The sequence below is a fragment of the Pedobacter sp. MC2016-14 genome (assembly GCF_020991475.1).
GTDB lineage: Bacteria > Bacteroidota > Bacteroidia > Sphingobacteriales > Sphingobacteriaceae > Pedobacter.
In genome coordinates this window covers 13,143-35,690 of the sequence record NZ_JAJMPA010000004.1, presented here as the reverse complement: position 1 = coordinate 35,690, position 22,548 = coordinate 13,143, and the positions used below count along the sequence as shown (strand labels likewise).

Below are 22,548 nucleotides of genomic sequence, written 5' to 3'. Positions count from 1 at the left end.
TATTGTTTGGTTTTGTATGTAACTAAGGCATTGGTGAAATCACATTCTTGTTACAACATGTATCTAAAAATGTTGCTGCTAAAAAGTCTTCCAGATAGGGTGGCTATTTAGATTAATTAAAAATAGTTTGGTAAACTGCTCAAATAGCCTTTACTTTGCGGCCAAATAATTCTAATCAATTTTTAATAGTATAATGAAGAAACATTTACTCGTATTGTTCTTAGTGCTGCTTACAGGCAGCCAATTATTTGCCCAGGTTACTGGAAGTATCAGGGGTAGAGTAACCACATCAGATGGTACAATTGCCGAAGGGGTAACCGTAAAATTAAAAGGTACCACCTATGGTGCCGTAACAGATGAAGATGGATCATACTCCATCCGTAAAGTACCAGCAGGTACCTATACACTTGTAGTTTCTGCCGTAGGCTTGTATCCTAAAGAAAAACAAATCACCTTAACAAAGGGAACAGTGATCTCAGATTTCTCCTTGAATGAGAATAAGTCTCAGCTAGATGATGTTCAAATATCTACAGGCAGAAAGAAATATAAGGTAGATAAAGTATCGCCTTCTTTGCGTTTACAATCTCCTTTAATTGAAATTCCACAAAACATTAAAGTAGTAACCAGTCAGCTAATTGCAGATCAAATGGCGTTTGATATTGTTGATGGTATAACTCGTAATGTGAGCGGTACAACACGTACTGGCCATTGGGATGCGCAATATGCTAACATCTCTACTCGCGGTACCACGATACCTGCATTCCGTAATGGCATGAACATGAAAATGCCATGGGGTCCGCTTAACGAAGATGCTGCAACAATTGATAGAGTTGAATTTATCAAAGGCCCATCTGGATTTATGATGGCCAATGGTGAGCCCGGAGGTATTTATAACATCGTAACTAAAAAGCCCACTGGCGAAAACCGTAGTTCGGTTACTTTGAGTGGAGGGGGATATAATTTAGGACGTGCAGCAGTTGATCTTGATGGTAAGATTACTAAAGATGGTCGTTTATTGTATCGTTTAAATCTTGCAGCGCAGTCTAAGGGAAGCTTTAATAAATACAATTACAACGATAAATATGTTATTGCACCGGTTATCAGCTATCAAATTGACAGTGCTACATTAATCACTGCTGAATATACACATCAACATGTTGAAGCATTATCTTTAGGAAACTACAGCTTCTCTCCAAATGGATTTGGCGAATTGGATCCAAGCTTTTTTATTGGCGATCCTGCGCTAGATCCAAGTAAATTATCTGATCATAATTTAACGCTTTATTTTAACCATAAGCTAGATAACAATTGGAAAATTAACGGTCAGATTGCCTATGTGAATTACGGTTTAAAGGGCGGTTCAACGTGGTTAAGTTCAATGAAAGAAAACGGTGATATTGTTAGATATTACAATTTGAGTGAAGAATTGGCTATCAATAAAAATGCACAATTTAGCATCATGGGAGATATTAAAACTGGATCTATAATTAATAGATTTATGGCTGGCGTTGATATGGGTAACTTGAAAACCTGGGGAGATTTTACTAACGGTCCACAAGATATCAGAACGCAGGTAACTAAAGATAGTGAAAATGGAGTTTTTAATGTTTTTCATCCTGTTTACGGTATTCCAGCCATAAATATTCCTGTTTTTGACTATACGACTAAAAGCATTCAGTCCCGTTCTGGTGCCAATACCTATGCAACCAATCTAACTTATACAGGTGTTTATTTGCAAGATGAAATCCGTATGTTAGACGAAAAACTACGAGTAACACTTGCAGGCCGCTTTACCCATGCGGTAACTGTTGGTAAAACTCTAGCCGCGCAAGTATCTGATAACGTGTTCAGTCCTCGCATTGGACTAAGTTATTCTATTATGAAAGACTTTTCAGTTTATTCCCTATATGATCAGAGTTTTTTACCTGTATCAGGACAAGATTATCTTGGTAGGGCTTTTAAACCAGTTAGAGGTAATAATATTGAACTAGGCCTAAAAAAGGACTTGTTTGATGGGAAGTGGAGCGCAACGCTTGCTGCCTACAAAATTACAAAAGAAAATGTGCTAACAGCAGATCTTGATCAAACACATATTGATGAATACAAAAAACTTAATCCAAATAGTGCAGCAAATCCGAGTTTACAAATACAACTTGGTCAGATAAAATCAAAAGGGATTGAGCTTGATATAGCAGGAGAAATTGTTAAAGATCTTAATCTGATTTTGAATTATGCTTATACAGATGCAAAAGTTAGTAAAGATGCTAATACATCAATTATTGGAAATCCAATTCCAAATTCTGTAAAGCACATTACTAATGGTTGGTTATCATACCGTTTTAAAGATGAAAGTTCATTCTTAAATGGCTTTGGCTTAACTGGTGGATATCAGATTCAGCTTGATAGAAATGCTGGTTCAAATGCAGTATCTTTAAAATTGCCTAGCTATTATCGCTTTGACGCAGGTGTTTCCTATGAAAAAGGTAAGGTTAGACTTGCGGCTTTAGTAAATAATTTGTTAGATCGCAAGCTACTTACTCAAGGGTCTTACACAGCTAAAACTGCAAGTATGCCAGCTAATTCGGTGGGGTATTATACTTACATTTATGAAGTTCCTAGAAATGCAAGGGTTACCTTAACCTACATGTTTAAGTAGAAAGCGTAATTAAAAGTATTATAATCAGGCCGGGAGCAATCCCGGCCTTTTTTATACCAAATATTTCCCCACGCAAAAGGTCTGCATGGCGTTTTAAAAACGAATGGTCTGCAATAAGGCCTGGCATTTGTGCCCTAAAAAATCTTTACCCGCAGAAAAAATAACAAGGCAAACGAATGCAGCCTTAGAACAGATCATCCGTTTTTTTACAAAAATATTGGCCTGTCAAGTTTAATCGCAATCCTGTGCGCCGCATTCATCAAACCCACATGACTATACGCTTGCGGAAAATTCCCCCACTGACTGCCATCAACCTCATCCACATCCTCACTAAACAACTGCAAATGGTTACCATATTGAATCAAAGATTCAAACTCCCTCATCGCATCATTCAACCTACCCACGCAAGCCAAAGCCTCCACATACCAAAATGCACAAATTAAAAACGTAGTTTTTGGCTTACCAAAATCATCGCTATGCTTATAACGGTAAAACAATCCGTTTGCACCCTTCAATTCAGCTTCCAGCGCTTTCAAATGATCCTTAGCCCGGTCAGAAGCCGGATCAAGATAATTCATCAATATCAATTGCAAAGTGCTGGCATCCAAATGCGGACTACCAACAGCATGGTTGTACACCTTGCGTACCGGGTCATAACAATCCTCAATATGCTTCGCGGCCCTCTCAATTAAGCTTTGTGCCCGTTGCTCAAACTCCGCATTACCAATAGTCTTTGCCATTTTTAACGCTGCATTCGCACCCGCCCATTGAAAAAGGTTCGTGTAACAATGCGTGTTGGCAATATTCCTGAACTCCCAAATCCCCGCGTCTTTCTCATCAATCGTCATCTCTATCTTTTTCAGCAAGTAATCCAGCCAGCTCGAAGAATCCTGCCGCTCATCAAAAATAAAGCGCGTATCATGGTATAAGGGTAGCATAGAAATCAACACTTGCCCGTAAATATCATTCTGTATGTGCTCATAAGCCTGGTTACCAATCCTAACCGGTTGCTCACCCAGGTATCCCTTTACGTTCTCCAATATTTTTTCCGTCAAGATCCGTTCACCACCAATCCCAAATAAAGGCTGATAACGCGTATCATCCCTAAAAGAAATGTCCGTAACATAACTAAAATACCGCTCCATCTCCTCAAAATGACCAATATGGTTTAGCGAGTTGATTACATAATATGTATCCCGCATCCAGCAGTAGCGGTAGTCCCAGTTTCTGGTGCTGCCAATAGATTCAGGTAAACTCGTGGTACTGGCCGCAATAATAGCTCCTGTATCCTCATACTGGTGAATTTTAAGCACTAGCGCAGAACGGATTACCAATGGCTGATGAAAACCAGCAATGGTGGAATGCTTAATCCAGGTGCGCCAATATTTCTTGGTGTGCAATAAAAAACGTTCCGCCGTACTCTCAATAGGCGCTTCCAGTTTATAACCAAAAGTCAAAATCAAATACTTAGGCTCGTTCAGTACAAAATAGCTTTCGTCCTCCACGTAACTTAGCGAAATGTTTGTACTCAGTTGCAGGCTTTCACCAGCACCCTCATACAAAATGTGGTTACTCCCGCGGCTCGCCTCCAGTTTAGTCTCCCCATAATTGTATACAGGTTTACACTTCACCCTAATCCGTGGATTGCCGCTTAGGGCCTCAATCTTCCTGATCAACATCAAAGGCTTATAGTAGCGCTCATATTGGTAAAATCGAGGAGCAAAATCCGTAACCCTGTATTTACCCTCCTCCGTGGTAACCTCAGTACTTAATATATTGGTATTTTCGAGATAAGCCTGTGCGCTCGTATATTCCCCTTTAGGTAAAACAGAAAACTCTCCGCCCTCAGTTCCGTCAAGCATTCCCCCAAAAACAAAAGAGCTGTCAAAACGAGGCCAGCAAAGCCAGTCTACATTCGTGTTTTTATTGATGTGTGCCAAAAAAGCGCAGTTGCCTATAATGCCAGTTTGATAGGTATGTCTATTCATTCTTGTATCTATATGATCCCTTAATAACATACGTTACAACAACAGATTACCATTTTTGTTATGGGCGGGGCTAATCTAATACCTTATATTTGCAGCATGACGGCAGAAAACATACTTGGTAATTTAAAAATTACAGCCCTAAACGAAATGCAACAGGCCGCTGTGGCCGCAAGCAGCAAAGGAAATGATGTTGTTTTACTGGCCCCAACAGGTTCCGGAAAAACCCTGGGTTTTTTATTGCCATTATTTATTAATCTGGATAAAGGGAAAAAAGGCGTTCAGGCCATTGTTTTAGTCCCATCAAGAGAACTCGCCTTACAAATAGAACAAGTATTTAAGCAAATGGGCACAGGTTTTAAAGTCAATTGCTGTTATGGTGGTCATGCCGTGCGTACAGAACGACATAACTTTGAAGAACCACCTGCATTGCTGATCGGTACGCCCGGCAGGATTGCCTACCATTTGCGCCACGAGAATTTCGACGAATCCGGCATCACAACCCTGGTGTTGGATGAATTTGACAAGGCCCTGGAGTTCGGTTTTCAGGAAGATATGGCCTACATTATTGGTAAACTACTGTCTTTAAAACAACGTATCCTTACCTCGGCCACCAAAATGGAAGAAATTCCGGCCTTTACCGGACTCAATAAAGCCATAGAGATAGATTTTCTTAAAGATGTTAAGGTAGTACCAGATTTAAAACTCAAAAAAGTAAATACCACAGCAGAAGAAAAGTTAGATACCCTGTTCCAGCTCATCTGCAAAATAGGCCATAAAACTACACTCATCTTTTGCAACCACAGAGAAACGGTAGACCGCATCAGTGATCTTTTGATTGATAAAGACCTGGTACACGATATTTTTCACGGCGGTATGGAGCAAGATGAACGCGAACGCGCCCTGCTTAAATTCAGAAACGGTAGCGTTAAAATCTTAATTACAACAGATTTGGCGGCCCGTGGCTTAGATATCCCAGAAGTAGAATACATTATTCATTACCAGTTACCCTACACAGAAGATGCGTTTCTTCACCGCAATGGTCGCACAGCGCGTATGAACGCCAAAGGTACCGCATTCCTGATGGTTGCCGAGGGCGAGAAATACCCATTCCTAAGTGACGATATGGAAGTGGAGCAGCTCAAAGGAAAATACAAAGTACCAGAAGATAGTCAATGGCAAACTTTGTATATTGCTGCGGGAAAAAAAGATAAAGTCAATAAAATTGATATTGTAGGCTTACTGCTAAAAAAAGGCGGACTGGTAAAAGAAGATGTAGGCCTCATAGAGGTAAAAGACCAAAGCTCGTACGTTGCCGTTAAACGCAACATGGTAGGTAAGGTGCTTTCTGCATTAAACGGAGAAAAAATCAAGAACAAGAAGGTTAAAATAGAAGTGTCAATGTAAAATTCTATATTAGAACAACCAGAATAAACTTAGCATTTACTACTTAAAACTCAATATGAGCAATAACGATATATTTAAAAAATTACGTGTAGCACTCGAGCTGACGAACGATGACATCATCAAAATTGCAAATCTCGTAGGCTTTAAAATTACTAAAAGTGAACTCGGTGATATTTTCCGGAGTGAAGATCATCCGAATTTTAAGAAGTGTGGAGATCAAATCCTGCGGAATTTTTTAAACGGTTTGGTGATCTATAAAAGAGGTCCAAGACCCGAAAAAGAGAAATAGCCACATGCAGCGTTGCGGTGCATTCAGATTTTTAATTCTATTTACCGTTTTGCTGCTGCCCCTGTTTCATCCGGCATCGGCACAAATTGTTGTGCTCGATACCGTAAAAATTAACGCTGCTACCGGTAAACGCAATATTGGTAGTCCCAAAATGGGCGTAGAGCAGCTCAACCTCAGCGAAATCAGGAATATTCCCATACTGCTTGGAGAACGCGATGTGATGAAAACCCTTCAACTGTTGCCCGGTGTAAAATCAGGAAACGAAGGCAATGGGGGCTTTTTTGTAAGGGGTGGCGGGGCAGACCAGAATATGATCCTGCTAGACGATGCCCCAATTTACAACGCCTCACACCTCATGGGCTTCTTTTCCGTTTTCAATTCAGACGCTCTTAAAAACGTAACGCTATATAAAAGCGGCATGCCCGCCCAATATGGCGGAGCACTGTCTTCCGTACTCGATGTTAAAATGAACGATGGCAACAACCAGCGCTATGCATTTAGCGGAGGCATAGGTTTAATCTCCGCACGCCTAAATGCCGAAGGCCCTATTATAAAAGACCGTTCCTCATTTTTAGTTTCTGTCCGCAGAACCTATGCTGATGCCTTCCTCAAATTAGCTTCAGATACCAACCTCAATGCTTCCAGGCTGTATTTTTATGATGTCAATGCAAAGGTCAATTACCTGTTCAATGCGCGTAACCGGCTGTACATCTCCCTGTATATTGGTAAAGATGTACTGGCTTCTCCAGAATATGCCGATGTAAACTGGGGAAACGCAACCTCCACCTTAAGGTGGAACCATATCTTCAATACAGAACTTGTATCCAATGCTTCGCTCATCTTTAGCAATTACAATTACCGCATACAAAACAGCACCCAGCAAAGTTCCATGACGCTCTTTTCCCAGATCAGGGACTGGAATTATAAACAAGACTTCCAATGGTATGCCAATACCAAAAATACGTTCAATTTTGGCTTCAATGCCATCTACCATACCATAAAACCCGGCGAAGTAGAAACAGATGGCAATACCATTTTAAAATCACAGAAACTTCAGGACAGGTATTCTTTAGAGAACGCCGTGTATGGAAGCAATACCTGGAAACCCTCTAATCACTTTAGTCTTACCTATGGGCTTCGTATTTCCGCTTTTAGCATTCTCGGAAAAGGAGATTACTATACGCTCAATGCCGCAAATGAAGTCATAGAAACCAAAACCTATAAAAGCAGGGAAGTGGTTAAGACCTATGCCAACCTGGAGCCCCGTCTTGCTGCGGCATTAGCACTTAATGCAAGTTCTTCAGTTAAAATTTCTTATGTTCGTAATGTGCAAAACCTTCACCTCATCGCCAATTCAAACTCGTCCTCTCCGGCCGATCGCTGGGTAGCGAGTACCAATATCATAAAGCCCGAAATTAGCAACCAGGTTTCTCTGGGTTACTATCGTGACCTGCTTAGCCAGGCTTATGAACTTACAGTAGAGAGTTACTATAAGAAGCTGCAAAACCAGATCGATTACAGCAATGAAGGTGATGTGTTTACCAATAAGCCTATAGAAACCCAACTTCATTTTGGCAAAGGCAGGGCCTATGGCATCGAATTCCTATTCAAAAAGAAAACAGGCCGCCTTACCGGATGGCTGGGGTATACCCTGTCAAAATCAGAGCGTAATATTGCCGGAATCAACAATGGCCAATGGTACAATGCCCGTCAGGACCGCACACATGATATTGCTGTGGTCGGGATGTATAAGCTGGATAAAAAATGGACAGTTTCCGCCAATTGGGTATACGCCACGGGCAGCGCAGTAACCTGGCCCAATGCAAAGTACAAGGTGTTTAGTCAGGTTTATTATTATTACGATGCACGTAATGCAGACAGAATGTCGGCATACCATCGGCTAGATCTTGGTGCTACCCGCATTTTGCAGCAAAGCAGCAAGTTTTCGTCAGAACTTAACTTTAGCCTCTATAATGCCTATGCAAGGCAAAATGCTTATCAAATTAACTTTAGGTCTGGTCAAAATGATACCAATACCACCGAGGCCGTACAAACTACGCTGTTCAAAATCGTTCCTTCCGTAACTTACAATTTCAGGTTTTAGTTATGACGCGGGTCAGAAAAACTTTCAGCTTTATAGTGCTTTCCCTGTCCCTATTTTGTTTAATCGCTTGCGAGAAAGTAGTCAGCCTGGATTTAAAAAGTATCCCTCCCAAATATGTCATTGAAGGGGTAGTTACCAATGAAACCGGAAGGTCAAGGATCAAAATCAGCAGTACCAAAGATTTTACAAGCAACAATGAATTTACCGGTATAACCGGGGCAAGTGTAAAGGTAGAGAACAGGGGCGTTACCTATACTTTTAGAGACGCCGGTGCTGGTGTATATCAGCACAACACGTTCCGCGGCACACAAGGCCAAACCTATTTGCTTACCGTTACGGTAGATCAGCAAAGCTTTACCGCAAGCAGTACCATGCCTGTTGCTGCAGCCTTTCAGGATTTATATCTCACAAAGGGTAATTTTGCGCCAACACGTACCGTGCTTAATGTCCGCTATGCGGATATGCTGGAAACCAAAAACTATTACTGGTTTCAGCAGTACGTCAATGGAATAGAACAAGCCGCATATGGGCTGGTTAACGATGAATTTTCGGAAGGGCAGGAAATTGTAGCCAGCATGCTTTTTGAAAATACTACAGAAGACCACAGTAAAGATTTCAAAAGCGGCGACCGTTTAACGGTTGAAATGCATTGTATCGAGGCGCCTTTTTATAGTTATCTGTATGGTTTGTACGCTGCTACAGGTTTTGCTTATGGCAGCCAGTCCAGCAATCCCCAAAGTAACCTAAGCGGCGGGGCATTGGGTTATTTTAGTGCCCATACCACACAACGTAAATTCGTAGTGATTCCATAAAATTTGTTATTTTCGCATAAGTACCTACAGCAATATATTGAAATATATCAACCTGATTTTTGCCTTTAGCCTGCTTTGCGCTGCCAGTGCACATGCACAGGGATATAAGGTTACCGGCAGCATCCGCGATTCCCTGAATAAGGTAGTGGCCGGTGCAAAGGTGGAACTAATTTCAGGTCAGGATACCCTCCTAAAAGAAGCAGATTACCGGGGAAAGTTTAACATTTCCGGCTTTAACCGCAGAATGTTTTCCATTACCATCAACACCATCGGCTATATGCCTTACAGCCGCATGTACGAAATTCCTGAAAACCAGTTTAGCATCAGTTTGCCCAATATCATTTTGGAAAAAGATGCCAATACCCTTAAAGAAGTTATCATTAATGGCCAGGTTGTACCCATCAGGTTAATGAAGGATACCATTGAATACAATGCGGCGGCCTACCTGGTGCTGGAAAATGACAGGGTAGAAGATTTGCTGCGGCAACTGCCGGGCATCTCTATAGACAGGGATGGAAAAGTAATTGCAATGGGAAGGGTGATGAACAAACTGCGCATCAACGGAGAGGATTTTTTCACCAATAGTGTTAAAGACTTTGTCAGTCAGCTGCCCGCCGATATGATTGCCAAGCTGCAGGTGATTAACGATTACGGAGATGAAGCCAATTTTACGGGCATTAAAACCGGCTCGCCAGAAAAGATGCTCAACCTGGTCACCAAACCCGGAAGAAACAAAGGTAATTTCGGAAATACTTCTGCCAGTGCCGGTACCAATGAGCGTTATGGCTTACAGGCCAATGGTAACCTCTGGCGCGAAAAGAAGCAAATCGGTATCAAGGGGAATGCGCTCAGTACAAACGGGGCAGGGGGTATCAACCGCACCATCTCTACAGGAATCAATTACCGCGATAAAATCTCAGAAGAACTTACCGGTAGTATCGCCTATAACTTTGATAACCTCAGCAATAAAAACCACCAGCTGGAGGTCATAGAAACCATTACCAATCAGGGGAGTATTTTCAATACCAATGATTATTCTCAAAATACAAAAAGCAACAAACACAATCTCAACTGGAATGTACAATCTGTTGGTAAAACTAATTTCCTGCAGGCAGGTGTAACGGGGTCATTCTTAAACAGCAAAGACGAATATACGGCCAGTTCCCTGCAAACTGGTTTAACCAAACAAGGCAGACAAGAAATTGCCAACCTCAACAATACTGAGATCTACAACCCCGAGTTTAATGCCAATTTTGCTTTTGCACACAAAATGGAAAAGCCGGGTAGAAACATTTCTTTTGGTTTCACGGCAAAAAATGGAAGGGGAGATACAGACGAAGACCTGGATAACCATACCAGATATTTCGTTTCTTCTGTATTGCTTAAAGATTCTATATTAAACCGCCTGGTTGATACGAGGAACGTTACCCGTAACCTGGGGGCCAGCTTCAGGTTTAGTGAACCTTTTTATCGTAAAGATTCCCTGGCCAGCATGAACCTGGATTTTTATTATAATTTTGCTTTGGAGGCAAATGACAATGACCTGGTTACAAGGGTCAACAATTTCAGTACAAATGGCCTTATCGTAGATTCCCTGAGTACAGTGTATACCTCACGTTTTACTTCACATCTTTTTGGCCTCAATTTCCGGTATGGTTCCCAAACCCTTAGCTATAGCCTTGGCCTCAGCGGACAGCCCAACTTGCTTACCGTTCAAAATGAACGTCCGCAAAGCCAAATCCGCCATGTAGGGTTCAATTTGGCACCCATAGCCAACATCAGCTATAATTTAAATGAACGCACCAGTTTAACTCTTGTATATACTGGTAACAGTGTTGCGCCAACTTTTATGCAGTTGCAGCCCGTTCCCAATACCCGTAACCTGCAAAATGTGCTCATTGGTAACCCCAATTTGCGCTCCACCTTCAGCAATACGGTTAATTTATCTTACCAAAATACAAATCCAGAAAATGGTCGTGCCATCATGTATGGCGTTAATGGTAATGTTGTAAGGGGCCAAATTGTAAGCAATGTCATTGTAGTAGAAGATAAGTTGAAAAGTTTAAAGCGGGAAACCAGGCTTACCAATGCCAACGGCAATTATAGTGTGGATGGTTTATACTCCTGGTCTATGCCTTTTGTACACAACCAGTATAACCTGGAATTCCGAGGCACCATTGGCATTGCCAATTCCGTGTCCTATACCGATAACATCAAAACCGATAATGAGGGTTTTAACCTTTCACAGGCGGCCATGTTGCGGATGAACCTGAAGGGTTTTACGCTGGGCGGGGATGCCAATTACAGTTATTCCAGTAACAGGTATTCTATTGCGCTGCAAAACCTTAAAAACATTCAAATCTGGGAATTTAACCTCAATGCCAAAGTATTCATCAACCGCACGCTTATTCTAGGTCTAGATGGCTCCAAACGGATCAATCAGGGTTATGCATTTGATGCCGCGAATCCACTGTTGCTGAATGCCAGCATTCAGAAATCCTTCTTAAAAAGGCAGCAAGCCACCATAAAACTTCAGGCTTATGATTTGCTCAATCAAGGAAACTCACTGGTAAGAAGTGTGTTTGATAATACCATCGTAGATAGCCGGAGCAACCAGATCACGCGTTACTTTCAGTTGAGCTTTAACATCAACCTACAGCAATTTGGTTTTTAAATAAAAAATCCCGCTGCAATTGCTTGCAGCGGGATTTTTGTATCAATTTCTATTTCGTTACTTTTTTCTTACCAGGACTCTTGTTTTCTACAACAATCTGGTCTTTCTCCTTATCGTAAGAGATTTCCAAAATGTCCCCTTCGGCAATTTCGCCTTTAAGGATCTCCTCCGCAATCGGATCTTCCAGGTACTTCTGGATCGCTCTTTTAAGCGGACGTGCACCAAAAGCACTGTCAAAACCTTTCTCTGCAATAAATTCTTTCGCAGTGTCAGTCAGCTTAATTTCATAACCCAGGTTATGAACACGGCCAAATAAAGATTTCAGTTCAATGTCAATGATTCTAAAGATTTCCTCTTTACCTAAGGTATTAAACACCACCACATCATCTACACGGTTCAAGAACTCTGGTGCAAAAGCACGTTTCAAAGCACTTTCAATTACACCTTTAGAATGCGCGTCTACCTGGTTGGTTTTAGCAGCAGTAGAGAATCCCACACCTTGTCCAAAATCTTTCAACTGGCGTGCACCAATGTTAGAAGTCATGATGATGATGGTATTTCTAAAATCTACCTTACGTCCCAAACTGTCGGTCAGTTGTCCTTCATCCAATACCTGTAAAAGGATATTGAATACATCAGGGTGAGCTTTCTCAATCTCATCCAAAAGGATTACAGCATAAGGCTTACGACGAACTTTTTCAGTCAGCTGTCCACCTTCTTCATAACCCACATATCCCGGAGGCGCACCCACTAGACGTGATACGGCAAATTTCTCCATGTACTCACTCATGTCAATCTGGATCAGTGAATCATCACTGTCAAACATAAACCTGGCAAGCTCTTTAGCCAATTCCGTTTTACCAACACCGGTAGGACCTAAGAAGATAAAGGAACCAATTGGTTTCTTAGGATCTTTTAATCCCGCTCTGGTACGTTGAATCGCTTTGGTCAGTTTTTTAATCGCATCGTCCTGGCCAATAATTTTCTCGGCAACCGTATCATACATGTTCAGCAGTTTCGCACTGTCTGTTTGTCCAACACGTTGCAAAGGAATTCCGGTCATCATTGATACCACTTCGGCAACGTTGTCTTCAGAAACTTCATAACGCTTGGTTTTAGTTTCTGCTTCCCACTCTGCCTTAGCACGGTCAAGCTGCTCTAAAAGGTTCTTTTCAGTATCCCTTAATTTTGCAGCCTCTTCGTATTTCTGACTTTTAACAACTTTGTTTTTTTCAACTTTAATGTCTTCAATTTTCTTCTCAATATCAATAATGTTCTCAGGAACATGGATATTGGTCAAGTGTACCCTTGAACCCGCTTCATCAAGCGCATCAATTGCTTTATCCGGAAGAAACCTGTCGGTAATATACCTCGAAGTCAGTGCCACACAAGCAGCAATCGCTTCATCAGTATAAGTCACCCCATGGTGCTCTTCGTATTTTTCTTTAATGCGGTTCAAAATTTCAATGGTTTCATCCGGTGTAGCCGGCTCAATCATTACCTTTTGGAAACGACGATCTAAAGCACCATCTTTTTCAATGTACTGACGGTATTCGTCAAGCGTAGTCGCCCCGATGCATTGGATCTCTCCACGTGCAAGCGCAGGTTTAAACATGTTCGAAGCATCCAATGATCCAGATGCGCCACCAGCACCAACAATGGTATGGATCTCATCAATAAACAAGATCACATCCGTAGATTTCTCCAGCTCGTTCATTACGGCTTTCATACGCTCTTCAAACTGTCCGCGGTACTTGGTTCCTGCAACTAAAGAAGCAAGATCTAAAGTAACCACACGTTTGTTGAACAATACCCTGGAAACCTTACGTTGTACAATGCGCAGTGCAAGACCTTCAGCAATGGCAGATTTACCTACACCCGGTTCTCCAATTAAAATAGGGTTGTTCTTTTTACGACGGGAAAGAATTTGCGATACACGCTCAATTTCTTTCTCTCGGCCAACAATCGGATCCAGCTTTCCTTCTTCAGCAGCCTTGGTCAGGTCCCTGCCAAAATTATCCAGTACGGGTGTCTTAGATTTAATATCTGAAACTTTTTTAGGACTGCTGAAAGATTCCTCTTCGCGGTAGTCGTCATCACCGCCTGTAGAGGCACTGTTTTCGACGTCGTCCCTAAAACCATTTTTATTCATTTCAACCTCCTGTTTAAAGGTTTCATAATTGATGCTGAACTGCATTAAAATCTGAGAAGCGATGTTATCGTCATCACGCAGAATAGACAACAACAAATGCTCAGTTCCAATCAGGTCGCTTTTAAAAATCTTTGCTTCCAGATAGGTAATTTTTAATACTTTTTCAGCTTGTTTGGTCAATGGGATATTGCCCAGATTAACCGTAACACTGGACGTTCCTCTAACTGCATCCTCAATAGAACGGCGAAGTTTTGAAGTATCAACGCCCAACGATCTTAATATTTTGATGGCCATACCATCGCCTTCGCGAATAAGACCCAACAAAAGATGTTCTGCGCCAATATAATCGTGACCTAATCTCAGGGCTTCTTCCCTGCTAAACGAGATCACATCTTTTACTTGTGGTGAAAATTTAGCTTCCATATATAACCTTTCTAAAAACCGGAATGTCCTAAACTATAAAATTGTTTATAAATATACGATTCCAGTCAACATATTTTATCAACAATTACGCCATATGCCATAGAATGGTTCTCAGGCATGCCGTAATTTCACAAATGTTTACTGAATGCTGACGGAAATTAAAGACTGCAAATCAGCAGGTTTCATTTATTTAAACTGTAATTAAATCCTTTGAACGGGCTTCCCGCACAGGTTCATCCCTATATTTCCACCTTTTGTATTTTTCAGGTCACAAAAATTAATCCTGTCTTCAACTGTCAAAACTGGTGAAGCGAAACAGAATCTCTGCCATTTTGGTAGTTATTTTTTTTCTTTACAAATAAAATGTTACAATTCCTGTCCGGCTGTTTTCACAAATATTATATTTGTGGCTCACCATCGGTTTTATACAGGAGTACAGGATCAGCCTATAAACCCTTAATCACCGAATTTTAAACTAAACTAATGAAACAAGGATTATTAATTGACATGGATGGTGTCATATACAGTGGCGAAGCATTAATATTTGGAGCCGATAAATTTATTAAGGGCCTAATTGACAATAAAATTCCTTTTGCCTTTATGACCAACAACAGCCAGAGGACCAGTCTGGAAGTGGTAAGGAAATTAAAAAGCCTTGGTATTAAAGTTGATGCCAGTCACGTATATACCAGTGCAATGGCTACAGCAAAATTTCTGGCCGATCAAAGTCCTAACGGTACAGCCTATGTACTGGGCGAAGGTGGCCTGCTGAGCTCTTTGCACGATCATGGTATTACCCTGGTCAATACAGATCCTGAATTTGTAGTACTGGGTGAAGGACGGAATTTTACACTGGAAATGGTACAGCGTGCCGTAGATATGATCCTTGCAGGTGCAAAGTTCATCACCACCAACAGAGATCCTTCACCTAAAAAGCCGGGATGGAATAACCTTGGTATAGCCGCTACAACAGCTATGATTGAAGAAGCGACTGGTATCAAGGCCTTTGTTACTGGTAAGCCCAGTCCGGTTATGATGCGTTCTGCCAGAAAGTTTCTTGGTCTGGAAACCAGCGAAACTACAGTCATCGGCGATACCATGGAAACCGATATCCAGGGCGGCGTACAAATGGGTTATAAAACCATCCTTGTGCTGTCTGGAATTTCAACTAAAGACACCTTGGGGCAATATGCTTTTAAACCAGATTTAATCGCCAGCTCTGTAGATGAAATCAAATTTCCACTGGTTTGGTGGTAAGTTTAAAAGCCCTATTTTTGTAGTTAATTAAAAGTAATAAATGGACGAAAAAATAATCTTTTCGATGGCGGGTGTAAACAAGATTTACCCCCCTCAGAAACAAGTTTTAAAAAACATATACCTCTCATTCTTTTACGGTGCTAAAATCGGTGTCATCGGTTTAAATGGATCGGGAAAGTCATCTGTACTCAAAATTATTGCAGGTATTGATAAGGCTTTCCAGGGCGAAGTGGTTTTCTCTCCGGGTTATACCGTTGGTTACCTTGCGCAGGAGCCGGAACTGGACGAAAATAAAACCGTTCGGGAAGTTGTAGAAGAAGGTGTGGCAGAAATTACTGCCATCCTAAAAGAGTACGAAGCCATAAACGAGCAGTTCGGTTTACCTGAAGTATATGAAGATGCGGATGCCATGGACAAACTGATGGCAAAACAGGGAGAGTTGCAGGATAAGATTGATGCCACCAATGCCTGGGAACTGGATACCAAACTGGAGCGTGCAATGGATGCTTTGCGCTGCCCAGATCCGGAGACCAAAATTGGTGTGCTGTCTGGTGGTGAACGTCGCAGGGTGGCCATGTGCCGTTTGTTGTTGCAAGAACCTGATGTGCTATTGCTGGATGAGCCAACCAATCACCTTGATGCGGAGAGCATCGACTGGTTAGAGCAATTTTTAAAAGAATACAAGGGAACTGTAATTGCAGTAACGCACGACAGGTACTTCCTGGATAATGTTGCAGGCTGGATTCTTGAACTTGACCGTGGTGAAGGTATTCCATGGAAAGGAAATTATTCGTCCTGGTTAGATCAAAAAGCCAAACGCCTGTCTCAAGAAGAGAAAACAGAGAGCAAACGCCAGAAAACCCTGGAACGCGAGCTGGAGTGGGTGCGTATGGCACCAAAAGCGAGACATGCCAAATCTAAGGCCCGTCTTTCAAATTACGATAAGTTAGCTTCTGAGGATGGTAAGGAGAGAGAAGACAAACTGGAACTTTTCATTCCTGCAGGTCCAAGACTGGGTAATGTGGTCATAGAAGCGAACAACGTAACCAAAGCTTATGGGGATAAAATCTTGTTTGAAAACCTGAGCTTCTCCTTACCTCCAGCTGGTATTGTAGGGATTATTGGTCCAAACGGTGCGGGTAAAACCACCTTGTTCCGCCTCATCACAGAACAGGAAACACCAGATGAAGGTACCTTCAGGGTAGGGGAAACGGTTGCGCTGGGTTATGTAGACCAGATGCACAATGACCTCGATCCGGAGAAAACAGTTTATGAAAATATTACCGACGGACTGGACAACATTATGCTGGGCAATAAAGCTTCCAATGGTCGTGCCTATGTATCCAAGTTCAACTTTAACGGAGGTGACCAGCAGAAAAAAGTTGGTGTGCTTTCTGGTGGAGAACGCAACCGGGTACACCTGGCCATTACGCTTAAAAAAGGAGCAAACGTATTGCTGCTGGATGAGCCGACCAATGATATCGACGTAAATACTTTAAGGGCTTTGGAAGAGGCGTTGGAGAACTTTGGTGGATGTGCCGTTGTGATTAGTCACGACAGGTGGTTCCTTGACCGCATCTGTACGCATATCCTGGCCTTTGAAGGCAATTCTCAGGTCTACTTCTTTGAAGGTAATTACAGTGATTATGAGGAGAACCGTAAAAAACGCCTTGGCGATGTAACACCTCACAGAATTAAATATAAAAAACTAGGATAATTCTTTTTTAGCGGCTGATGATAACTGTCAGCCGCTAAAATAATTTCATTTGTGCCTGTGGCACTTCAAATAAACCAGAGTTTAGTATAATCCTTTGTTCATTGAGCTTGTTTAACCTGCAATGCAGTTTAAAGGTATCCCTAATCATTTGTGCAATATTGCCTTCCCCGCGCATCCTGTCGCCAAACCTGCTGTCATTAACTTTTCCTCCATGACAGCTCTGGATCATATGCCATACTTTATCAAAGCGGTCGGGAAAATTCTTCCTTAACCAGTCTTCAAAAATTCCGGCTATCGCCCCGTTTAAGCGTACTATAGTATAACCTGCAGAAACAGCGCCACAACCAGCTATCGTTTTCAAAATCTGCGGAATTTCATGGTCGCTCAGTCCTGGCACCAATGGGGCTACCATTACCCCCGTGGGAATGCCGGCCTTACTCAATTCTTCTACTACCTTTAACCTTTGTCTGGCCGTAGTAGTACGGGGTTCCATCTGGAGCCTTAATTTTTCGTTCAAACTGTTAATGGAAACGTAGACCATGCATAAATTCAGTTTAGCCATCTCCTGTAAAAGGTCAAGGTCACGCAATACCAGTGAATTTTTGGTAATCATGCCAATCGGCTGTTTGTAAGCCAATGCAATCTCCAGCAGTTGCCTGGTAATTTTAAACTGCCGTTCTGCAGGCTGGTAACAATCTGTATTGCCAGAGAGGGAAATGGTTTCTGCATTCCAGCCTTTACGCTCCAAAAATTTCTTGAACAGTTCTGGTGCTTCCTTTTTAACAATGATCTTTTGCTCAAAATCCATCCCCGCACTAAAGCCCCAGTATTCATGCGCATTGCGCGCATAACAATACGTACAGCCATGTTCGCAACCCTGGTACGGATTTAAGGAATACGCCATGCCTACATCAGGACTTTCCACTTTATTGACAATAGATTTTGACTGTCCGAAGATAAACTTCGTTTTATGATCCGTTTCTTCCCAATCGTCAATACCTTCAACATGCTCTTTCAAGTAGTCGTTTTTGGCAAAGCGGTTATTCGGGTTAAACTGCGCACCTCTGCCTTTAAAATATAGGTTTGCTTTTTCAGGATGATCTTCAGGGTTACCTTGCTCTGTTTGCATAAACAAATATGCTAATAAAATTAGCAATCCTGCAAGGGCAACTTATCCACATCAAGGCTTATCTTGCCTTCAGCGGTATATAATCCATAGGCACCAGGTCGGCAATCTTTTCCCAGGCCCAGAACCCTTCGTACAGTAAAGACTGGGGTTCGTAAGTTCCACCATTGGCAAAGAAATGTACGGGGCCTTTTAGCATTTTAATCACCGAAATCTGGTAGTTTGGTACATCTAGTGGGCGCATTACTGAATGACCAGAGCGGTTGGTATAATCCACTGTTTCCCTTTCACCAGTGTACATCACATACAAGTCGTCTTTATAATTGATGGTTTTAAGGTTCTGGTACTGCTGTGTCACCAGGGTATCCGTCAGCACATCCCCACGGTTTAAAGTAGGGATGTCTTTAGGCATGTTTTTAATCTGCGTCCACAGGTTCAGCGAATCGTTAAAGGCAGAACCTAGCCGGATAACCCCATGCATGGACTTCATGAAACGCCTGATGTTGGTGTTGATGAGCGTATCAGGTGGCCGGTTGGGATTTTTAATCTTAATCAGTTTATGTAATATGAAGCCTTCTTCTTTGGTAGTACCCCTATATAAAGCTTTAAAAAATTGCTGCGAAGAGCCATAATACGCTACTTCCCGGTTCAGCATCCATTCTTTCTTTTTGGCCTTTGAGCCTTTTAAATCTTCAAAATTGGGCAGCCCCGAATAAAAGATGATCCTCGTATTGTAATTGTATTCAAATTGCTGCAGCATGTACTTGAGCCGATAACCGAGGGCCCTGTTTTCAATGATCAGAAACTCATTGCTCTGCACATTCAGCGTATTGGAGTTTTTGTCAAATTTCACATATAAAACTTGCGGGTTCAGGAGTTTACATTTGGCGGCATTCGGCGTTTTACCAATAAAATACTCTTTAAACAAGTTGATATATTTCTCCCGGTTGGGGTCGGCCTGGATCACCACTTCTTTAAGGGTAATGGTGTTCTCCGACAACACCAGGGTTACCGTAGCCGATTTGTCTGAAAGGATTACATTTTTAGTAAAAGGAAGGTAGCCCATCATTTCCACCAACAGATTGTAATTGCCGGGTTTAAGATTAGGCAAAACAAATTTCCCATTGTTATCCGTTACCGTTGCAAGTTTATAACCGCTCAGGTAAACCCCCGCACCGGGCAATGTTTCGCCTTTTTTATCACGTACTTCACCGCTAATGCTCAATCCGGCCTGCCCATAAACAAAGGCGCAGCAAAACAGCATGATACAGCAGGCAAACAGAGATTTAAACATTGCACTAAAGTATAAAAAAAAAGCCCTTTAAAAGGGCTTTAACAATATTTAACATTAAATTTTATGCTGGTTTAGCTAGCTTATTCAGCCGTAACACCCAGGCCTTTCATTACCACATCACTCACACCAGTAGAAGAGTAACCTCCATCATGGAATAAGTTCTGCATGGTCACCATCCTGGTTAAGTCTGAGAATAAAGTTACACAGTAATCTGCGCAAGATTCTGCATCAGCATTACCCAGTGGGGCAATAGAGTCCGCGTAATCGTAGAAATCACCAAAACCTTTAATACCAGTACCGGCAGTAGTTTTAGTGGGCGATTGAGAAACCGTATTGATCCTTACTTTTTTCTCTAAACCATAGTGGTAACCAAAACTGCGGGCAATAGATTCCAGCATTGCTTTGATGTCAGCCATGTCCGTATAAAAAGGATAAGTTCTTTGTGCAGCCATATAACTTAAAGCAACCACACTACCACCCTCGGCAATAGCATCCAGTTTTTTAGCTACGGCAAGCATTTTATGAAACGACAATGCCGAAACATCAATACCTTTCATGAAATAATCGTAGTTAGATTCTGTATATGGAATTTTTTTGCGGATGTTAACGCTCATTCCAATAGAGTGCAAAACGAAATCAATCTTACCGCCTAATATTTCCTGAGATTGGGTAAACAAGTTAGCCAGCTCATCCACGTTGGTGGCATCTGCAGGAATGATTTGTGAACCGGTTTTTTCTGCCAGTGCATTAATTTCTCCCATACGCATAGCTATAGGTGCATTCGTTAATACAAACGTTGCGCCCTCTTCATGTGCTTTTTCCGCTACTTTCCAGGCAATAGAGTTTTGATCTAATGCACCTGTAATGATACCGCGTTTACCTTTTAATAAGTTATACATAGTTAATATTTTTTATTTTCAAAAACCTGCCGAAGGTAGCAAATAATTTTTATAACCCTAGCAGTGCCTTAGCATTTTGCAGCGCAGATGTAGCTGGATTTTTGCCGCTTAACATTTCCGCAATGGCAGCGATGCGCTCTTTTTTGTCCAGTTTACGAATGCCTGTAGTACTGCGCCCGCCTTCTTCATTTTTATAAACAAAGTAATGGGCGTTACCGGTGGCCGCAATTTGTGGTAAATGCGTAATGCAAACTACCTGCATATTTTGCTCCAGCTGTCCAATTACTTTACCTACACGCAAGGCGGTTTCTCCGGAAATTCCGGTGTCAATCTCGTCAAAAATCAGGGTCGGCAATGCCGTATGTTTGGCCATGATAGATTTGATGGCCAGCATTAAACGTGACAATTCTCCGCCGGAAGCTACTTTGCCGACCGGGGCAGGGGCCTGACCGCTATTGGCCGAAAACAACAGGTTGATCTGGTCCTGGCCGTCCTTGTTCAGTTCTTCCAGTTTGGCCTGCTCAATTTTTATCCTGGCATTTGGCATGCCCACTTGCAGCAAAATCTCAGCTACCTGTTCTTCTGCGGCAGCAATAGCCTGACTGCGGCTGGCAGATAATTCGGCAGCCCAGCTTTCCAGTTGTTTTTTTAACTTTTCAATATCAACTTTTAAGCGCTCAATTTCCTCATCACCGCTCAGCAGTAAACTGAGGTTGTTAGACAATTGCTCCTGAATACCGATCAGTTCAGCAATGCTTTTTACCCGGTGTTTTTGTTGCAGACTGTAAATGGTATCCAACCTGGCATTGATGGCTTCAATCCTCGAAGGGTTAAATGCGATGTCTTCTTCCAGGGCGGCAGTTTCCTCAGCGATGTCTTTAAGCTCAATCAATGTAGACCGCAGGCGTTCATTGAGGGCTTCGTAAGCCGGATTGTATTTCTCTACCGACTGTAATTGTCCGATGGCTTCTTTTAGGATGGGCAGTACCGAAGCCTCCTGCTCGCTCAGCAATTGGTACGCATTAACCAGACTTCTTTTGATGCTTTCCGCATTATTTAAGGTTTGCAGCTCAGTTTCCTGGGCCTCCTGTTCCTCTGGCTGCAGGTTGACCGTTTCCAGTTCATTGAACAGGAATTGTTCATAGTCTTGTCTGGCTCGTGCCTCTTCTGCATGAAGTACCATTGTTTTCAGCTGTTGCTGTATATTTTTGTAGTGTTTAAATTCGCTGCGGTACCGGTTCAATAATAACTGGTGATTGGACAGAGTATCTACTACAGCAAGCTGAAATCCCGGATCACTAACCTCCATGGTGGCATGCTGGGAATGGATATCAATAAGTTTTTCCCCAAGCTGTTTCATCACGGTAAGGGTTACAGGCGTATCGTTGATAAAAGCCCTGGATTTGCCGTCAATAGAAATTTCCCGGCGTAAAATGCTTTCAACCTGGAAATCCAGGTCTTGTTCTTCAAATGCTGTTTTCAGGGCTTCTGCAGCTGTTCCGCTCAGTTTAAAAAATCCCTCAATTACACATTTTTTTTCCTGGTTAAAGAAGTATTTGGTTTCTGCGCGCTGACCCAAAATTAGTGAAAGGGCCCCTAACATGATTGATTTTCCCGCTCCTGTTTCCCCTGTGATGATGTTTAAGCCTTTGTCCAGCTCAAGCTCCAGGTTGTCTATTAAGGCGTAATTGCGTATCGAAAGTTTCTGTAGCATATCCTTTGCTAAATTATGAATTTAAGCTAAGCAAAAGCT

At 42.0% G+C, this 22,548-nt stretch carries 14 protein-coding genes; 8 read left to right on the top strand and 6 right to left on the bottom strand.

Annotated features, from left to right (window positions below):
* Positions 1-193: 193 nt before the first annotated feature.
* Positions 194-2,656: a TonB-dependent receptor gene (locus tag LPB86_RS18680; protein WP_230692939.1), complete on the top strand. Its 2,463-nt coding sequence runs from the start codon at positions 194-196 to the stop codon at positions 2,654-2,656.
* 206 nt (positions 2,657-2,862) lie between these two features.
* Here LPB86_RS18680 and LPB86_RS18675 read toward each other — a convergent pair whose 3' ends face one another.
* Complete coding sequence (locus LPB86_RS18675) at positions 2,863-4,644, bottom strand: glycoside hydrolase family 15 protein (RefSeq protein WP_230692938.1); 1,782 nt, start codon at positions 4,642-4,644, stop codon at positions 2,863-2,865.
* 96 nt (positions 4,645-4,740) lie between these two features.
* On the opposite strand from LPB86_RS18675, the gene LPB86_RS18670 reads away from it, so the two are divergent.
* From LPB86_RS18670 to LPB86_RS18650, 5 genes are read left to right on the top strand one after another with little or no spacing between them, the layout of a single operon-like run.
* Entirely contained in the window at positions 4,741-6,048 is a 1,308-nt protein-coding gene (locus LPB86_RS18670; RefSeq protein ID WP_230692937.1) for a DEAD/DEAH box helicase, read from the top strand.
* 55 nt (positions 6,049-6,103) lie between these two features.
* A complete protein-coding gene (locus LPB86_RS18665; protein ID WP_230692936.1) occupies positions 6,104-6,337 on the top strand; it encodes a DUF1456 family protein in 234 nt (77 codons plus the stop codon).
* A gap of 4 nt (positions 6,338-6,341) precedes the next feature.
* Positions 6,342-8,441, top strand: a complete 2,100-nt coding sequence (locus LPB86_RS18660; RefSeq protein WP_230692935.1) for a TonB-dependent siderophore receptor — start codon at positions 6,342-6,344, stop codon at positions 8,439-8,441.
* A 2-nt stretch (positions 8,442-8,443) separates the two neighbouring features.
* Complete coding sequence (locus LPB86_RS18655; protein WP_230692934.1) at positions 8,444-9,253, top strand: DUF4249 family protein; 810 nt, start codon at positions 8,444-8,446, stop codon at positions 9,251-9,253.
* A 37-nt stretch (positions 9,254-9,290) separates the two neighbouring features.
* The gene (locus LPB86_RS18650; protein ID WP_230692933.1) at positions 9,291-11,927 is read left to right on the top strand and encodes an outer membrane beta-barrel protein; all 2,637 of its coding nucleotides are present in this window, start codon (positions 9,291-9,293) and stop codon (positions 11,925-11,927) included.
* 49 nt (positions 11,928-11,976) lie between these two features.
* Here LPB86_RS18650 and LPB86_RS18645 read toward each other — a convergent pair whose 3' ends face one another.
* A complete protein-coding gene (locus LPB86_RS18645; protein WP_230692932.1) occupies positions 11,977-14,502 on the bottom strand; it encodes an ATP-dependent Clp protease ATP-binding subunit in 2,526 nt (841 codons plus the stop codon).
* 483 nt (positions 14,503-14,985) lie between these two features.
* Here LPB86_RS18645 and LPB86_RS18640 point away from each other — a divergent pair, with 483 nt between their 5' ends.
* Both LPB86_RS18640 and ettA read left to right on the top strand, forming a co-directional pair.
* Positions 14,986-15,759, top strand: a complete 774-nt coding sequence (locus tag LPB86_RS18640) for an HAD-IIA family hydrolase (protein WP_230692931.1) — start codon at positions 14,986-14,988, stop codon at positions 15,757-15,759.
* 40 nt (positions 15,760-15,799) lie between these two features.
* Entirely contained in the window at positions 15,800-17,476 is a 1,677-nt protein-coding gene (ettA, locus tag LPB86_RS18635) for an energy-dependent translational throttle protein EttA (protein WP_230692930.1), read from the top strand.
* A 34-nt stretch (positions 17,477-17,510) separates the two neighbouring features.
* Here ettA and LPB86_RS18630 read toward each other — a convergent pair whose 3' ends face one another.
* The 4 genes from LPB86_RS18630 to recN form a co-directional block, all read right to left on the bottom strand.
* Positions 17,511-18,605, bottom strand: coding sequence for a PA0069 family radical SAM protein (locus tag LPB86_RS18630; protein WP_230692929.1), 1,095 nt, complete (start codon positions 18,603-18,605; stop codon positions 17,511-17,513).
* A 58-nt stretch (positions 18,606-18,663) separates the two neighbouring features.
* Positions 18,664-19,896: a carboxypeptidase-like regulatory domain-containing protein gene (locus LPB86_RS18625; protein WP_230692928.1), complete on the bottom strand. Its 1,233-nt coding sequence runs from the start codon at positions 19,894-19,896 to the stop codon at positions 18,664-18,666.
* 80 nt (positions 19,897-19,976) lie between these two features.
* Positions 19,977-20,795: an enoyl-ACP reductase gene (locus tag LPB86_RS18620; RefSeq protein WP_230692927.1), complete on the bottom strand. Its 819-nt coding sequence runs from the start codon at positions 20,793-20,795 to the stop codon at positions 19,977-19,979.
* Between the two features lie 49 nt (positions 20,796-20,844).
* Positions 20,845-22,509 (bottom strand): DNA repair protein RecN, encoded by a 1,665-nt coding sequence (recN, locus tag LPB86_RS18615; protein ID WP_230692926.1) that lies wholly within the window; start codon positions 22,507-22,509, stop codon positions 20,845-20,847.
* Positions 22,510-22,548 lie beyond the last annotated feature (39 nt).

What these genes read in the sequence shown, in the direction of transcription:
- LPB86_RS18680 (WP_230692939.1), top strand. Translation starts at nt 194, where the DNA reads ATGAAGAAACATTTACTCGTATTGTTCTTAGTGCTGCTTACAGGCAGC.
- LPB86_RS18675 (WP_230692938.1), bottom strand. Translation starts at nt 4,644, where the DNA reads ATGAATAGACATACCTATCAAACTGGCATTATAGGCAACTGCGCTTTT.
- LPB86_RS18670 (WP_230692937.1), top strand. Translation starts at nt 4,741, where the DNA reads ATGACGGCAGAAAACATACTTGGTAATTTAAAAATTACAGCCCTAAAC.
- LPB86_RS18665 (WP_230692936.1), top strand. Translation starts at nt 6,104, where the DNA reads ATGAGCAATAACGATATATTTAAAAAATTACGTGTAGCACTCGAGCTG.
- LPB86_RS18660 (WP_230692935.1), top strand. Translation starts at nt 6,342, where the DNA reads ATGCAGCGTTGCGGTGCATTCAGATTTTTAATTCTATTTACCGTTTTG.
- LPB86_RS18655 (WP_230692934.1), top strand. Translation starts at nt 8,444, where the DNA reads ATGACGCGGGTCAGAAAAACTTTCAGCTTTATAGTGCTTTCCCTGTCC.
- LPB86_RS18645 (WP_230692932.1), bottom strand. Translation starts at nt 14,502, where the DNA reads ATGGAAGCTAAATTTTCACCACAAGTAAAAGATGTGATCTCGTTTAGC.
- LPB86_RS18640 (WP_230692931.1), top strand. Translation starts at nt 14,986, where the DNA reads ATGAAACAAGGATTATTAATTGACATGGATGGTGTCATATACAGTGGC.
- ettA (WP_230692930.1), top strand. Translation starts at nt 15,800, where the DNA reads ATGGACGAAAAAATAATCTTTTCGATGGCGGGTGTAAACAAGATTTAC.
- LPB86_RS18630 (WP_230692929.1), bottom strand. Translation starts at nt 18,605, where the DNA reads ATGCAAACAGAGCAAGGTAACCCTGAAGATCATCCTGAAAAAGCAAAC.
- LPB86_RS18625 (WP_230692928.1), bottom strand. Translation starts at nt 19,896, where the DNA reads ATGTTTAAATCTCTGTTTGCCTGCTGTATCATGCTGTTTTGCTGCGCC.
- LPB86_RS18620 (WP_230692927.1), bottom strand. Translation starts at nt 20,795, where the DNA reads ATGTATAACTTATTAAAAGGTAAACGCGGTATCATTACAGGTGCATTA.
- recN (WP_230692926.1), bottom strand. Translation starts at nt 22,509, where the DNA reads ATGCTACAGAAACTTTCGATACGCAATTACGCCTTAATAGACAACCTG.